The organism is Streptomyces sp. Je 1-332, from assembly GCF_040730185.1.
GTDB lineage: Bacteria > Actinomycetota > Actinomycetes > Streptomycetales > Streptomycetaceae > Streptomyces.
Window position 1 is genome coordinate 4500505 of sequence record NZ_CP160402.1, and the last position, 13973, is coordinate 4514477.

Below are 13973 nucleotides of genomic sequence, written 5' to 3' on the forward strand. Positions count from 1 at the left end.
GTGACAGGGCCGGACGACGACACCACCGGACCCGGTCTCCACCTCCTTGCGCCGACTCTGCTTCCCGTCGACCCAAGGGCGCCCGATAAGTAACAATTGTCCTGAGAGGCGAACCCGTCATGAGCATCACGCAGCAGTACCTGCTCGACAGCTACCGCGCCGCCCAGCACGACGAACGCACCCCGCCCGCCCCCGGCTGGCAGGACTGGCAGGTCGTCCGAGAGGTGCGGGACTACGGCCGCTTCCGCGCCGTCGTCGACGAACGCCCCGCCCACGGAAGGTTCCGCGCCGCCGTGGCCCGGCTCATCCGGGGATCCGGCGTACGAACTCCGCGACCGCATCATTGACGTCGTCGGACGTCCACTCCAGGCCCGCCTCGGTCACGGTGACCTCCGTGACCGAGAGGCCGGGCGGCCCGTCCGGGAACCAGCGCCCGAACAGCTGGGTTCTGGTCTCCTCGGCCTGCACCAGGGCCGCCTCGGTCAGCGCTTCGGCGTCGTACGGCAGCCAGACCTGGAACTGGTGGGTGTGCGGCCGCTCCGGGTGTACGCGTGACCAGGGCACACCGGCATCGCTGAAGCCTTCGCGCAGGGCGTCGGCGACCACGCGCGCGTGGGCGACGTAGTCCGGCAGCCGCGGGAGCGTGGTCTTCAGGCCGAGCAGAGCGGCTGCGGCGGCCGGGAACTGCTGGAAGACCTGGCCGCCGTAGCGGTGGCGCCAGCTCCGCGCCTCGTCCACGAGGGTGTGCGGGCCCGCGAGCGCCGCGCCGCTCAGGCCGTCGAGGGACTTGTAGAACGACACGTACACGGTGTCCGCGAGTCCGGCGATCTCCGCGAGGGAGCGGTCGAAGTGCGGTGTGCACTCCCACAGGCGCGCACCGTCGAAGTGCACGACCGCGTCACGGTCCCTGGCCGCCTCCACGACCTCTTCGAGCTCCTCCCAGGACGGCAGCACGAAACCGGCGTCCCGGAGCGGCAGTTCGAGCATCAGCGTCCCGAAGGGTTCCCCGAAGTCCCGCACCTCGTCGGCCGTGGGCAGCCGCGGCTCCCGCGTCGGATGTACGGTGCGCAGTCCGCTCACCGCGGTCAGCGCGCCCCCTTCGTGTACCTCGGGGTGGGCCTTCGGATGCAGGGCGACGGTCGCGTTGCCGGTGCGGCCCGCCCAGCAGCGCAGGGCGACCTGCTGGGCCATCGTTCCGGTCGGGAAGAAGGCCGCCGCTTCCTTGCCGAGCAGCCGCGCGACCTCGTCCTCCAGGCGGGCGACGAGCCCGTTGCCGTAGATGTCGGCGGGCTCGTCCGGGCCCACGACCTCCGAGGCCGCGTCCGCGAGTGCCGAGAGCCGTGCGGCGAGCGGGAGGTGCCCCGACCAGCGGTGCAGGATGCGGGTGGCGCCGAGTGCGGCCGCCCGGCGGCGGGCGGCGAACAGGTCCTGCTCGCTCACCTCGGTTTCTCCGTCGTGTGAAGTCATCCCAGAAGTCATTGCAGAACTCGACCCAGAAGTCATCCCCCGAGCATGGCCTGCCGTCGGCCGCCGGTCATACCAATACCCACAGCCTGTGGACAGCCGAGGACGCGGCGCGGACCAATCGCGTTAGCATGACGAGAAATCGTCCGGTACCCCGAGCGGACTGGAACGGGAAGGCGTCATCGCGTGAACGCACCTCATCAGCCAGACCCGCGGGACCGCCCCGCGAGGCTCACGGTGGGTGTCGTGGGAGCGGGCCGTGTCGGCCCCGCGCTCGCCGCGGCACTCCAGCTCGCCGGGCACCGCCCGGTCGCCGCGTCCGGGGTCTCCGACGCGTCCGTCCGGCGCGCGGCGGCCTTGCTGCCCGACGTCCCCCTCGTCCCCCCGGCCCAGGTCCTCGAGCGCTCCGACCTGGTCCTCCTGACCGTTCCGGACGACGCCCTGCCGGGCCTGGTCGAGGGCCTCGTCGAGACCGATGCGATCCGCCCCGGGCAGCTCCTGGTGCACACGTCCGGGCGGTACGGCACGAAGGTGCTCGAACCCGCCCTGCGTGCCGGAGCCCTGCCGCTGGCCCTGCACCCCGCGATGACGTTCACCGGGACCCCCGTCGACGTGCAGCGCCTCGCGGGTTGCTCCTTCGGCGTGACGGCTCCCGAGGAGCTGCGCCTCGCCGCCGAGGCCCTGGTCATCGAGATGGGCGGCGAGCCCGAGTGGATCGCCGAGGAGGCCAGGCCGCTGTACCACGCGGCACTCGCGCTCGGCGCGAACCACCTGGTCACGCTGGTCGCCGAGTCCATGGACCTGCTCCGGGACGCGGGCGTGACAGCCCCCGACCGGATGCTGGGCCCGCTGCTCGGCGCCGCCCTGGACAACGCCCTGCGCTCCGGCGACGCGGCCCTCACCGGCCCCGTCGCGCGCGGGGACGCGGGCACCGTCGCCGCGCACGTCGCCGAGCTGCGCAAGCACGCCCCGCAGACCGTCGCCGGCTATCTGGCCATGGCCCGCGCGACCGCCGACCGCGCGCTCGCCCACGGACTGCTCAAGCCCGAGCTCGCCGAGGACCTCCTGGGAGTCCTGGCCAACGGCGGGAGCGGGTCCGGCGACGCGGAGGGAGGAGCCCGATGACCCGTCTGGTGCACTCCGCCGAACCGCTGCGCACGCGCACGCGTGCCGGACGCCGGGTCGTCGTCATGACCATGGGCGCCCTGCACGAGGGCCACGCCACCCTCATCCGCACCGCACGCGACATGGCGGGCGCCGACGGCGAAGTCGTGGTCACGGTCTTCGTGAACCCCCTCCAGTTCGGCGCGGGCGAGGACCTCGACCGCTACCCGCGCACGCTGGACGCCGACGTCAAGATCGCCGAACAGGAAGGTGCGGACCTCGTGTTCGCCCCCTCCGTGGACGAGGTCTATCCAGGCGGCGAACCGCAGGTCCGGATCAGCGCGGGACCCATGGGCACCCTCCTCGAAGGTGCCACCCGCCCCGGCCACTTCGACGGCATGCTCACGGTCGTCGCCAAGCTCCTGCACCTCACCCGCCCCGACGTCGCGCTGTACGGCCAGAAGGACGCCCAGCAGCTCGCCCTCATCCGCCGCATGGTGCGGGACCTGAACTTCGGCGTCGACATAGTCGGCGTACCCACCGTGCGCGAGGAGGACGGCCTGGCCCTCTCCAGCCGCAACCGCTACCTCTCCGCGGCCGAGCGGCGCACCGCACTCGCGCTCTCCCAGGCCCTCTTCGCGGGCCGCGACCGGCACGCCGCGCAGGAGGCACTCCACGCGCGGGCGGCGCTCGCCCCCGTCACGCACGCGCGCGCCGACGCCCTGAACGCACTGGGGGAGTCCCGCGCCGCCGCCGACACCCACGCCCTCGCCCAGTCCGTCACGCCCGCCGTGCCCGGCGGCCCGGCGGCCGTCCGCGCCGCCGCCCGCCAGGTCCTCGACCAGGCGGCCCGCAGCAGGCCCCCGCTCGAACTCGACTACCTGGCGCTGGTCGACCCGGCCGACTTCACGGACGTACAGCCGGGCCACACCGGTGAGGCGATCCTCGCCGTCGCGGCCAAGGTCGGCGCGACCCGGCTGATCGACAACATCCCGCTCACGTTCGGAGCCACCCCATGAGTGCCACCGGAATACGGCTGCACGCCCCCGCGCCCGGCTGGTCCCTGGAAGCCGACATCGTCGTCGTCGGCTCCGGAGTGGCCGGACTGACCACGGCGCTGCGCTGCTCGGCCGCGGGCCTGAGGACCGTCGTGGTCACCAAGGCCCGCCTGGACGACGGCTCCACGCGCTGGGCCCAGGGCGGCATCGCCGCGGCGCTCGGCGATGGCGACACCCCCGAGCAGCATCTGGACGACACCCTCGTGGCGGGCGCGGGCCTGTGCGACGAGGAGGCCGTGCGCACCCTGGTCACCGAGGGCCCCGACGCCGTACGCCGCCTCATCGAGACCGGCGCCCACTTCGACACCGGCCCCGAGGGCGCCATCGAGCTGACCCGCGAGGGCGGCCACCACCGCCGCCGCATCGCGCACGCGGGCGGCGACGCGACCGGCCTGGAAATCTCCCGCGCCCTGGTCGAAGCGGTCCGCGCGCGGTCCATACCGACCGTGGAGAACGCCCTCGTACTGGACCTCCTCACGGATGCCGAAGGCCGCACCGCCGGTGTCTCCCTGCACGTCATGGGCGAGGGGCAGCACGACGGCGTGGGAGCGGTGCACGCCCCCGCGGTCGTCCTCGCCACCGGCGGCATGGGCCAGGTCTTCTCGGCGACCACGAACCCGTCCGTGTCGACGGGCGACGGCGTCGCGCTGGCCCTGCGCGCGGGCGCCGAGGTGAGCGACCTGGAGTTCGTGCAGTTCCACCCCACCGTGCTCTTCCTGGGCGCCGACGCGGAGGGCCAGCAGCCGCTGGTCTCCGAGGCGGTGCGCGGCGAGGGGGCCCACCTCGTGGACGCGCACGGCGTGCGTTTCATGGTCGGCCAGCACGAACTCGCGGAGCTCGCCCCCCGGGACATCGTCGCCAAGGGCATCACGCGGCGCATGCAGGAACAGGGCGCCGAGCACATGTACTTGGACGGCCGGCACTTCGGCGCCGACATGTGGGAGAACCGCTTCCCGACGATCCTCGCCGCCTGCCGCGCCCACGGCATCGACCCCGTGACCGAGCCCGTCCCCGTCGCCCCGGCCGCGCACTACGCCTCCGGCGGCGTCCGCACCGACGCGCACGGCCGCACCACGGTCCCCGGTCTGTACGCGTGCGGCGAGGTCGCCTGCACCGGAGTGCACGGAGCGAATCGCCTCGCCTCCAACTCCCTCCTGGAAGGCCTGGTCTACGCCGAGCGCATCGCCGCGGACATCGCGGCACAGCACGCGGAGAAGGCCCTCCCCGCCCTCTACGCCGCGGTGCCCGTCCCGGTGCCCGCACCCGCCCCGGTCGACCACTCCGACACCCCCGCGCACCCCCTGCTGCCCCCCGAGGCCCGCTTCGCCATCCAGCGCGTGATGACCGAAGGCGCCGGAGTGCTCAGGTCCGCCGACTCCCTCTCCGAGGCCGCGGCCAGGCTCGCCCGCATCCACGCCGAGGCCGCGGGCGCGCTCGCCGAGGACGGCAAGACCGCCGAGCCCGGCGTCGACACGTGGGAGACCACCAACCTCCTGTGCGTCGCCCGCGTTCTGGTGGCGGCGGCCCAGCGCCGCGAGGAGACCCGCGGCTGCCACTGGCGCGAGGACCGCCCCGACCGCGACGACGCGTCCTGGCGCCGCCACATCGTCGTACGCCTCAACGCGGACCGGACCCTGGCCGTGCAGACCACCGAGACCGCAGACTTCCCTCCGACGACCAGCCTTCAGGAGAAGTGACCGTGAGCACCCCCGACGACCTCCCTCTCGCCCCCACGGGCGGCGGCTGCGGCGACGCCTGCGGCTGCGGCACAGACGACGCGTACGACCCCCTGGAGTGCGGTCTCGACCCCGCTCTCGCGCAGCTCCTGACCGAGGCGGGGCTCGACCCCGTGCAGGTCGAGGACATCGCGCACATGGCGATCGAGGAGGACCTGGCGGGCGGCGTGGACGTCACCTCGGTCGCCACGATCCCCGAAGAGGCCGTCGCCACCGGCGACTTCACCGCGCGCGAGGCCGGCACCGTCGCGGGCCTGCGCATCGCCGAAGCCGTCATCTCCCTTGTCTGCACGGACACCTTCGAGGTCGAGCGGCACGTCGAGGACGGGGAACAGGTGGAGGCGGGCGCCAAGCTGCTCAGCGTCACCACCCGCACCCGCGACCTGCTCACCGCCGAGCGCAGCGCGCTGAACCTCCTGTGCCGCCTCTCCGGCGTGGCGACGGCCACGCGCGCGTGGGCCGACGCACTGGACGGCACCCAGGCCAAGGTCCGTGACACCCGCAAGACGACGGCCGGGCTCCGTGCCCTGGAGAAGTACGCGGTGCGCATGGGCGGCGGCGTGAACCACCGCATGTCGCTCTCCGACGCGGCCCTGGTGAAGGACAACCACGTGGTCGCCGCCGGAGGCGTCGAGCAGGCCTTCAAGGCCGTGCGCGAGGCCTTCCCGGACCTGGCGGTGGAGGTCGAGGTCGACACCCTCCACCAGCTGCGCGAGGTCGTGGACGCGGGCGCCGACCTGATCCTCCTGGACAACTTCACGCCGGGCGAGACGGAGGAGGCCGTGGCCATCGTCGACGGCCGCGCGATCCTGGAGTCCTCGGGCCGCCTCACCCTGGAGAACGCCCGTGCGTACGCGCGAACGGGCGTGGACTTCCTCGCCGTGGGCGCCCTCACCCACTCCTCGCCGATCCTGGACATCGGCCTCGACCTTCGCGCGGCGGAGTGACGACGACATGCTGCTGACCATCGACGTCGGAAACACCCACACCGTCCTCGGCCTCTTCGACGGCGAGGAGATCGTCGAGCACTGGCGCATCTCCACCGACGCCCGCCGCACCGCCGACGAACTCGCCGTGCTCCTCAACGGCTTGATGGGCATGCACCCGCTGCTCGGCGACGAACTGGGCGACGGCATCGACGGCATCGCCATCTGCTCGACGGTCCCCTCCGTCCTGCACGAACTGCGCGAAGTCACCAGGCGGTACTACGGAGACGTGCCCGCCGTCCTCGTGGAGCCCGGCATCAAGACCGGCGTCCCGATCCTCATGGACAACCCCAAGGAGGTCGGCGCCGACCGCATCATCAACGCGGTCGCGGCGGTGGAGCTCTACGGAGGCCCCGCCATCGTCGTCGACTTCGGTACGGCGACGACGTTCGACGCGGTCTCCGCGCGCGGGGAGTACACCGGAGGCGTCATCGCCCCCGGCATCGAGATCTCCGTCGAGGCGCTCGGCGTGCGGGGCGCGCAGCTCCGCAAGATCGAGCTGGCAAGGCCGCGCAGCGTCATCGGCAAGAACACCGTGGAGGCCATGCAGTCGGGCATCCTGTACGGCTTCGCGGGCCAAGTGGACGGCGTCGTGCAGCGCATGGCCCGCGAGCTGGCGGGCCAGGGCGGTGACCCCGACGACGTCACGGTCATCGCGACCGGCGGCCTCGCGCCCATGGTGCTCGGCGAGGCCACCGTCATCGACGAGCACGAGCCGTGGCTGACCCTCATCGGCCTGCGTCTCGTATACGAGCGGAACGTCTCCCGGAGCTGAGCGCCGAGCGCTCCGGCCGAGACCCGCGGCCGGAGCACCGGCTTGTTACCGGCGGCTCATCACCGGGGCTTGCGCACACAACCCTGCGCCCCATACAAGAGTCTGCGCAGGGACGGGACTTGAGAAGGTTCGAGCGAGCGTGGAGCAAATGGGGCGTAGGGGAAGACTGGTCGCGGCAGTGGCCGCCGGGGTGCTGGCCGGCCTCGCGGGACCTGCCGCGACGGCGAGTACGGCCGCCGGGCCCGGCGGCGGCCACGCCGTGCACGCGGTGAGCGTCCCGGCCGCGACGCCCGCTCCGTCCACCACCTCGAGCACGACGCCCACGACCCCCACGTCGTCCCCCACCGCGAGCACGACCCCCGCCTCCGGCACCTCACCGGGCGGGGAGGAGCGCGACCCCCGGCGCGAGCCGGACGGCACCATGGCGGACACCGGCGCGGGCGTGCTCCCCTGGATCGCCGCCGCCGCGGCAGGCGCCCTCGGAGTCGGCGCGGTCGTCTTCGCGATGATCCGCCGCCGCTCGGAGTGAGCGCGTAAAAAACCACGCCACACATGTGCGTTAAGCGGATTTTGTCCACTTTGCACTTATCGTCAGTCCATGCCCACGCCATACGGATCTCGCGGCGGCATGGCCTTCGGTGCGGAGGAACTGCGTGTGCTCCGCCGCGCTCTGGCCCTCGCCCTGCATCCCAGCCCCGTCTCCGACGCGGACGTCCAGGACTGCCTACGCCTCGCCGTCGCCGTCGACGACGCGGTGAACGAGGGCGCCAGGCTCCGCGCCTTCCTGCTGGCCGACCTCGCCCGCTACCGGGCGGCCCTGCCCGGCACCGCAACCGGCTACCTCGCGCTCCTGGAGGACGTCCTCGGCTCCGGCTACCAGCCGGGCGCCGACGATCTCGCCGCGCTGCGCGCCCTGCGCGGCAACCCGGTCGCCGCCGCTCTCCTCGCCCGCTGCCGGACCGTCGCCGAGCAGGCCGTACGCGCGCGCCTCTCGGGCCGGGCGACGCAGGCGACCGTCCCGGCGCCCCGCCCCCTCGTCCCCGCGTCGCGCACCCGCCTGCTCGCCCTCCCCGGCGGCCGGAGCGACGCGGACGACCAGGCCGCGCCCAAGCCCAAGACGCCGAAGTCCCCTCCGGTGAAGCCGGCCGCTCCGGAGCCGCCCCGCCCCGTGCCGACCCCGGCCGAGGTCTTCCCTCCCAAGCGCCGCCCGGCGGACCCGCCGCACCAGCGCGCCGCGGGCTAGCTACTCTGGGGGGCATGGAATACGTCTCCGCGCTCCTGCCCCCCGTAGTGATGGCCGTGTTCTTCGGCGGTCTCATCGTGACGATCGTGAAGACCCAGGGCGGTGCCAACAAGGCCAAGGAGGACGCGGCCGTCGACGCCGTGATCACCCGCGCCGAAGGCGCTCGGCAGACCCCCAAGGCCTGACCCCGAGGCCTGACCCTGAGGCCTGACCCCAAGACCTGCCCCCCCACCCAGGACGTCCGGGGGCCGACCGGCGTACGACTCGCTCACATTCCGAGTCGTACGCCCTTTTTGTTGGGGAAATGGCGCCTCCGCCACGTCCGTCACGCCATTAGTGACATCTCCCACTATTGTTCTGGTGTGCCTCGCCCCTTGGGAGAACTCGAAGACTCAGTCATGACACGGGTGTGGAAGTGGAACCGCCCCGTGACCGTTCGAGAAGTCCTGGAAGACCTTCAGCAGGAACGGTCCATCGCGTACACCACCGTCATGACCGTTTTGGACAATCTTCATCAGAAGGGCTGGGTGCGCCGCGAAGCGGAAGGGCGCGCCTATCGATATGAGGCGGTCTCCACTCGGGCCGCCTACGCCGCCGCACTGATGAACGAAGCATGGTCGCAGAGCGACAACCCGGCCGCGGCTCTCGTCGCGTTCTTCGGGATGATGTCCGCGGAACAGCGCGAAGCACTCAGTGACGCGATGCGGATCGTGGGCCCGGTCTCCCAAGCCCCCGGCACTGTCTCTGAAGCCTCCGCCACTCAAGTCCCGGAGAACCCCGGCGATGCGGAGCCCGAAGCAGAGCGATAGCGTCCGCTCATGCCAGCGGAACCCCCTGAACTCAGCGCTAAAGCAGTCTCCGTACGCCGGGCGCGCACAGCTGATGTGCCGGTCGTACGCAACCTCCTCGACTCCTACGCCCGCCAGGGGATCCTGCTCGACAAAGCGACGGTCGCCCTTTACGAGTCCATCCAGGAGTTCTGGGTCGCCGAACGCGACGACAACGCCGAGGTCGTCGGTTGCGGGGCCCTGCACGTGATGTGGGAAGACCTGGCGGAAGTCCGCACTCTCGCGGTGAACCCCGACGTCAAGGGCGGCGGAGTAGGTCATCAGGTGTTGGGCAAGTTGCTGCAGACCGCTCGCTGGCTCGGTGTCCGGCGGGTTTTCTGTCTCACCTTCGAAGTCGACTTCTTCGCGAAGCACGGCTTCGTGGAGATCGGTGAGACGCCTGTCGACGGAGATGTCTACAGCGAGCTGCTGCGTTCCAAAGACGAGGGTGTCGCGGAGTTCCTCGGCCTCGAACGAGTGAAACCGAACACCTTGGGCAACAGCCGGATGCTTCTGCATCTGTGATCGTCGCCGGTATTCCGGGCTGGCTGCTGCCCCGGTTCCCTATGTCCGAAACGCGCATGTTTCCTGGGCTCTCGGGGTGCCGAGTCTCTCCCGGGGGTTTGTGTTTTTCCAGCAAAAGCGGTTTGCTTTCCGACGTACTGCAGTACTGCATATAACAGGGGGCGCCGATTCCGCGGCTCATGCCGTGCGATCCGGCCCTAAGTTATCGATGAAAGGAAATCCGGTGGCACAGAAGGTTCAGGTCCTTCTTGTCGATGACCTCGACGGTGGCGAGGCAGACGAGACCGTGACGTTTGCGCTGGACGGCAAGTCGTACGAGATCGACCTCACCACGTCGAACGCGGACAAGCTCCGCGGTCTCCTTGAGCCGTACCTCAAGGGTGGTCGTCGTACCGGTGGCCGTGGTTCGGCCGGGCGCGCCAAAGCCCGCGCCTCCGCCACGAGCGGCGGTCAGGACACCGCGGCGATCCGCGCCTGGGCGAAGGACAACGGTTACGAGGTCAACGACCGCGGCCGCGTCCCCGCCTCCATTCGCGAGGCCTACGAGAAGGCCAACGGCTGACGACGGGTCCGTCGCAACCGGACCCGGTGGCACTGCGTGGCCGCCGTGTCCACAAGTCGTACGAGACCGGAGCCCACGGCGGGGTCGCTGTGGGGCACGGTGCCACCCCCCACGCACGACAGGGACGGCAGTGCCGGCAGCGTCGGCTCCACCTCGCACCCGGGCTCTGGGGGTCGCAGCCATACGGCGGCCCCCTGCGTGCCGGACCACCCCGGAGGCGTGGGCGCGTCGATCCGTCCGCCCGCACCGATGGCCGTGAGGTCCAGTGGGATGCCACCCCACTCCAGCCACTCCAGGAGCCCCGGCAGTTCGTCGGCGCTCCCCGCGGCCACGAAGAGCCGCATCGAGTCTCCCCGCAGTGCCACCGGAGCCTGCGGCCCGAGATGGCGCAGGGCGGCGAAACCGGCCTCGGCGGGCAGCTGCAGTACGTCGAAGCGGAGTCCCGTCAGGAGCCGCACCGGCAGGCCCGGACGGCGGTCTTCCGTCGCCCAGCCGAGTTCGTTCTCGTACCACTGCCGCATCGGGTCGCTCTGCTCGACCGGCTCACGGGGCTTGGGAACGGTGAAGGCCATACATGGAGCAACCGGCCGGACGGGTCTCGGGTTACGCAGAGTGGCGTTGTGATTGCGCTCGGTGTCCGGAAAAAGGGCGCAAGGGCGTGTTCGGCGGCGCAAGGGTGTTCGCCCGTAGCGGAGGGAACCGGCGCGCGCCGCATGGAGTGTCAGTCGATGCGGGTAAGACATCCCTAGTGGGGAGGGGCGACACACGCGTAAGGCCGTCTCACGTTCGCCATCGGCGTAGTGGTGGTGAGGGTAAGTGCTTGGCCTGCGGGAACATCGTCTCGCACCATCGGGTTGGAGCAGTTGTCGGCGTTCGGGGTCAGGAGGCACCTCTTGTTCTCGGCCGGGTGTCGGCAGTTGGAATGAGCGGTCCCCGCTTGCGGGACTAAGCTGCGGAAGGACAGGGAGGGGACAGCCCCCTTACTGCCTGACCGCTCTGAGGAGCGATTAACGATGTTCGAGAGGTTCACCGACCGCGCGCGGCGGGTTGTCGTCCTGGCTCAGGAAGAAGCCCGGATGCTCAACCACAACTACATCGGCACCGAGCACATCCTCCTGGGCTTGATCCACGAGGGCGAGGGTGTCGCCGCTAAGGCCCTGGAGAGCCTCGGGATTTCGCTCGAGGCGGTCCGCCAGCAGGTGGAGGAGATCATCGGTCAGGGCCAGCAGGCCCCGTCCGGGCACATCCCCTTCACCCCCCGTGCCAAGAAGGTCCTGGAGCTTTCGCTCCGCGAGGCCCTTCAGCTGGGCCACAACTACATCGGCACGGAGCACATCCTGCTCGGCCTGATCCGCGAGGGCGAGGGCGTCGCAGCCCAGGTCCTCGTGAAGCTGGGCGCCGATCTCAACCGGGTGCGGCAGCAGGTCATCCAGCTGCTCTCCGGATACCAGGGCAAGGAGACCGCCACCGCCGGCGGTCCTGCGGAGGGCACGCCTTCCACGTCCCTGGTGCTCGACCAGTTCGGCCGGAACCTCACCCAGGCCGCTCGTGAGTCCAAGCTCGACCCGGTCATCGGGCGCGAGAAGGAGATCGAGCGGGTCATGCAGGTGCTGTCCCGCCGTACGAAGAACAACCCCGTGCTCATCGGCGAGCCCGGCGTCGGCAAGACCGCCGTCGTCGAGGGCCTGGCGCAGGCCATCGTCAAGGGCGAGGTGCCCGAGACGCTGAAGGACAAGCACCTCTACACGCTTGACCTCGGTGCGCTGGTCGCCGGCTCCCGTTACCGCGGTGACTTCGAGGAGCGCCTGAAGAAGGTCCTCAAGGAGATCCGCACCCGCGGCGACATCATCCTGTTCATCGACGAGCTCCACACCCTGGTGGGTGCGGGCGCCGCCGAGGGCGCGATCGACGCCGCGAGCATCCTCAAGCCGATGCTGGCGCGAGGCGAGCTGCAGACCATCGGTGCCACGACGCTGGACGAGTACCGCAAGCACCTGGAGAAGGACGCGGCCCTCGAGCGCCGCTTCCAGCCCATCCAGGTCGCGGAGCCGTCCCTGCCGCACACCATCGAGATCCTCAAGGGTCTGCGCGACCGTTACGAGGCCCACCACAGGGTCTCCATCACGGACGAGGCGCTGGTCCAGGCCGCCACCCTGGCCGACCGGTACATCTCGGACCGCTTCCTGCCGGACAAGGCGATCGACCTCATCGACGAGGCCGGCTCGCGCATGCGCATCCGCCGGATGACCGCGCCGCCGGACCTCCGCGAGTTCGACGAGAAGATCGCGGGCGTGCGTCGCGACAAGGAGTCGGCCATCGACTCCCAGGACTTCGAGAAGGCGGCCTCTCTCCGCGACAAGGAGAAGCAGCTGCTCGCGGCGAAGGCCAAGCGCGAGAAGGAATGGAAGGCCGGCGACATGGATGTCGTCGCCGAGGTCGACGGCGAGCTCATCGCCGAGGTCCTGGCCACGGCCACCGGCATTCCGGTCTTCAAGCTGACCGAGGAGGAGTCCTCGCGTCTGCTGCGCATGGAGGACGAGCTCCACAAGCGGGTCATCGGCCAGAAGGACGCCATCAAGGCGCTTTCGCAGGCGATTCGTCGTACGCGAGCGGGTCTGAAGGACCCGAAGCGTCCCGGTGGCTCGTTCATCTTCGCCGGCCCGTCCGGTGTCGGTAAGACGGAGCTTTCCAAGACGCTCGCCGAATTCCTCTTCGGCGACGAGGACGCCCTGATCTCCCTCGACATGTCGGAGTTCAGCGAGAAGCACACGGTCTCGCGTCTCTTCGGTTCGCCGCCCGGATATGTCGGTTACGAAGAGGGCGGTCAGCTGACGGAGAAGGTGCGTCGCAAGCCGTTCTCGGTGGTTCTCTTCGACGAGGTCGAGAAGGCCCACCCGGATATCTTCAACTCGCTTCTCCAGATCCTGGAGGACGGTCGTCTGACTGACTCCCAGGGCCGGGTCGTGGACTTCAAGAACACGGTCATCATCATGACGACCAACCTCGGCACGCGTGACATCTCCAAGGGCTTCAACCTCGGATTCGCCGCGTCGGGTGACGTCAAGACGAACTACGAGCGCATGAAGACCAAGGTCAACGACGAGCTGAAGCAGCACTTCCGCCCGGAGTTCCTGAACCGTGTCGACGACACGGTGGTCTTCCACCAGCTCACCGAGGAAGACATCATCCAGATCGTCGACCTCATGATCGCCAAGGTGGACGAGCGTCTGAAGGACCGCGACATGGGCATCGAGCTCAGCGGTGACGCGAAGAAGCTCCTGGCCAAGAAGGGTTACGACCCGGTCATGGGCGCCCGGCCGCTGCGCCGGACGATCCAGCGCGAGGTCGAGGACATCCTGTCGGAGAAGATCCTCTTCGGCGAGCTCCGCCCGGGCCACATCGTGGTCGTCGGCACGGAGGGTGAGGGCGAGGAAGCCAAGTTCACCTTCCGCGGCGAGGAGAAGGCGGCGCTGCCGGATGTTCCGCCGATCGAGCAGGCCGCTGGCGGCGGCGCCGGGCCTAACCTGAGCAAGGAGGCCTAGCCCTCCGGGCTGCAGGCCGCCTTCAAGGTTCGCAGGGGCTGCCCTGGACCGTTTCTCACGGTCCGGGGCAGCCCTTTTGCTTTGGTCTTCGGCTGCGGGTGCTTCGTGGCTTGTCGCGCAGTTCCTCGCGCCCCTTACGGGGCGCCTCCTG

15 protein-coding genes are annotated in these 13973 nt (G+C 70.6%); 13 read left to right on the forward strand and 2 right to left on the reverse strand.

All coding sequences use genetic code 11. The features are described 5' to 3' along the window. Window positions 1–119: 119 nt before the first annotated feature. Window positions 120–347, forward strand: coding sequence for a hypothetical protein (locus ABXJ52_RS20405; protein ID WP_367044041.1), 228 nt, complete (start codon window positions 120–122; stop codon window positions 345–347). On the opposite strand, the gene ABXJ52_RS20410 is transcribed toward ABXJ52_RS20405, so the two are convergent. After that, complete coding sequence (locus ABXJ52_RS20410) at window positions 304–1467, reverse strand: beta-eliminating lyase-related protein (RefSeq protein WP_367044042.1); 1164 nt, start codon at window positions 1465–1467, stop codon at window positions 304–306. The two genes, ABXJ52_RS20405 and ABXJ52_RS20410, sit on opposite strands and share 44 nt — an antisense overlap. Window positions 1468–1650: 183 nt before the next feature. Between ABXJ52_RS20410 and ABXJ52_RS20415 the strand changes: the two genes are divergently transcribed. From ABXJ52_RS20415 to ABXJ52_RS20465, 11 genes are all read left to right on the forward strand, one after another. After that, window positions 1651–2589 (forward strand): DUF2520 domain-containing protein, encoded by a 939-nt coding sequence (locus ABXJ52_RS20415; protein WP_367044043.1) that lies wholly within the window; start codon window positions 1651–1653, stop codon window positions 2587–2589. After that, window positions 2586–3587 carry a pantoate--beta-alanine ligase gene (gene panC, locus ABXJ52_RS20420; RefSeq protein WP_367044044.1) on the forward strand — a complete coding sequence of 334 codons (1002 nt, stop codon included), beginning with the start codon at window positions 2586–2588 and terminating at the stop codon, window positions 3585–3587. Before ABXJ52_RS20415 ends, panC begins: the two co-directional genes overlap by 4 nt. Next, on the forward strand, window positions 3584–5323 hold the full coding sequence (locus tag ABXJ52_RS20425) for an L-aspartate oxidase (protein ID WP_367044046.1): 1740 nt from the start codon (window positions 3584–3586) through the stop codon (window positions 5321–5323). Before panC ends, ABXJ52_RS20425 begins: the two co-directional genes overlap by 4 nt. A gap of 2 nt (window positions 5324–5325) precedes the next feature. Further along, window positions 5326–6309, forward strand: coding sequence for a carboxylating nicotinate-nucleotide diphosphorylase (gene nadC, locus ABXJ52_RS20430; protein ID WP_367044047.1), 984 nt, complete (start codon window positions 5326–5328; stop codon window positions 6307–6309). A gap of 7 nt (window positions 6310–6316) precedes the next feature. Then, window positions 6317–7123, forward strand: a complete 807-nt coding sequence (locus ABXJ52_RS20435) for a type III pantothenate kinase (protein ID WP_367044048.1) — start codon at window positions 6317–6319, stop codon at window positions 7121–7123. A gap of 148 nt (window positions 7124–7271) precedes the next feature. Continuing rightward, complete coding sequence (locus ABXJ52_RS20440; RefSeq protein WP_367044049.1) at window positions 7272–7652, forward strand: hypothetical protein; 381 nt, start codon at window positions 7272–7274, stop codon at window positions 7650–7652. A 69-nt stretch (window positions 7653–7721) separates the two neighbouring features. Beyond that, window positions 7722–8366 (forward strand): hypothetical protein, encoded by a 645-nt coding sequence (locus ABXJ52_RS20445; protein WP_367044050.1) that lies wholly within the window; start codon window positions 7722–7724, stop codon window positions 8364–8366. A 14-nt stretch (window positions 8367–8380) separates the two neighbouring features. After that, window positions 8381–8551 carry a hypothetical protein gene (locus ABXJ52_RS20450; RefSeq protein ID WP_367044051.1) on the forward strand — a complete coding sequence of 57 codons (171 nt, stop codon included), beginning with the start codon at window positions 8381–8383 and terminating at the stop codon, window positions 8549–8551. Between the two features lie 177 nt (window positions 8552–8728). Then, window positions 8729–9175: a BlaI/MecI/CopY family transcriptional regulator gene (locus ABXJ52_RS20455; RefSeq protein WP_367044052.1), complete on the forward strand. Its 447-nt coding sequence runs from the start codon at window positions 8729–8731 to the stop codon at window positions 9173–9175. A 9-nt stretch (window positions 9176–9184) separates the two neighbouring features. Then, the gene (locus ABXJ52_RS20460) at window positions 9185–9718 is read left to right on the forward strand and encodes an amino-acid N-acetyltransferase (RefSeq protein WP_367044053.1); all 534 of its coding nucleotides are present in this window, start codon (window positions 9185–9187) and stop codon (window positions 9716–9718) included. A 223-nt stretch (window positions 9719–9941) separates the two neighbouring features. After that, the gene (locus tag ABXJ52_RS20465; RefSeq protein ID WP_367044054.1) at window positions 9942–10280 is read left to right on the forward strand and encodes an Lsr2 family protein; all 339 of its coding nucleotides are present in this window, start codon (window positions 9942–9944) and stop codon (window positions 10278–10280) included. Here ABXJ52_RS20465 and ABXJ52_RS20470 read toward each other — a convergent pair. Further along, entirely contained in the window at window positions 10259–10852 is a 594-nt protein-coding gene (locus ABXJ52_RS20470; RefSeq protein ID WP_367044055.1) for an SCO3374 family protein, read from the reverse strand. The two genes, ABXJ52_RS20465 and ABXJ52_RS20470, sit on opposite strands and share 22 nt — an antisense overlap. A 441-nt stretch (window positions 10853–11293) precedes the next feature. Here ABXJ52_RS20470 and ABXJ52_RS20475 point away from each other — a divergent pair, with 441 nt between their 5' ends. Next, window positions 11294–13822 (forward strand): ATP-dependent Clp protease ATP-binding subunit, encoded by a 2529-nt coding sequence (locus ABXJ52_RS20475; protein ID WP_367044056.1) that lies wholly within the window; start codon window positions 11294–11296, stop codon window positions 13820–13822. Window positions 13823–13973 lie beyond the last annotated feature (151 nt).

What these genes read in the sequence shown, in the direction of transcription:
- ABXJ52_RS20445 (WP_367044050.1), top strand. Translation starts at nt 7,722, where the DNA reads ATGCCCACGCCATACGGATCTCGCGGCGGCATGGCCTTCGGTGCGGAG.
- ABXJ52_RS20435 (WP_367044048.1), top strand. Translation starts at nt 6,317, where the DNA reads ATGCTGCTGACCATCGACGTCGGAAACACCCACACCGTCCTCGGCCTC.
- ABXJ52_RS20425 (WP_367044046.1), top strand. Translation starts at nt 3,584, where the DNA reads ATGAGTGCCACCGGAATACGGCTGCACGCCCCCGCGCCCGGCTGGTCC.
- ABXJ52_RS20475 (WP_367044056.1), top strand. Translation starts at nt 11,294, where the DNA reads ATGTTCGAGAGGTTCACCGACCGCGCGCGGCGGGTTGTCGTCCTGGCT.
- ABXJ52_RS20405 (WP_367044041.1), top strand. Translation starts at nt 120, where the DNA reads ATGAGCATCACGCAGCAGTACCTGCTCGACAGCTACCGCGCCGCCCAG.
- ABXJ52_RS20410 (WP_367044042.1), bottom strand. Translation starts at nt 1,467, where the DNA reads ATGACTTCACACGACGGAGAAACCGAGGTGAGCGAGCAGGACCTGTTC.
- ABXJ52_RS20450 (WP_367044051.1), top strand. Translation starts at nt 8,381, where the DNA reads ATGGAATACGTCTCCGCGCTCCTGCCCCCCGTAGTGATGGCCGTGTTC.
- ABXJ52_RS20470 (WP_367044055.1), bottom strand. Translation starts at nt 10,852, where the DNA reads ATGGCCTTCACCGTTCCCAAGCCCCGTGAGCCGGTCGAGCAGAGCGAC.
- ABXJ52_RS20440 (WP_367044049.1), top strand. Translation starts at nt 7,272, where the DNA reads ATGGGGCGTAGGGGAAGACTGGTCGCGGCAGTGGCCGCCGGGGTGCTG.
- panC (WP_367044044.1), top strand. Translation starts at nt 2,586, where the DNA reads ATGACCCGTCTGGTGCACTCCGCCGAACCGCTGCGCACGCGCACGCGT.
- ABXJ52_RS20460 (WP_367044053.1), top strand. Translation starts at nt 9,185, where the DNA reads ATGCCAGCGGAACCCCCTGAACTCAGCGCTAAAGCAGTCTCCGTACGC.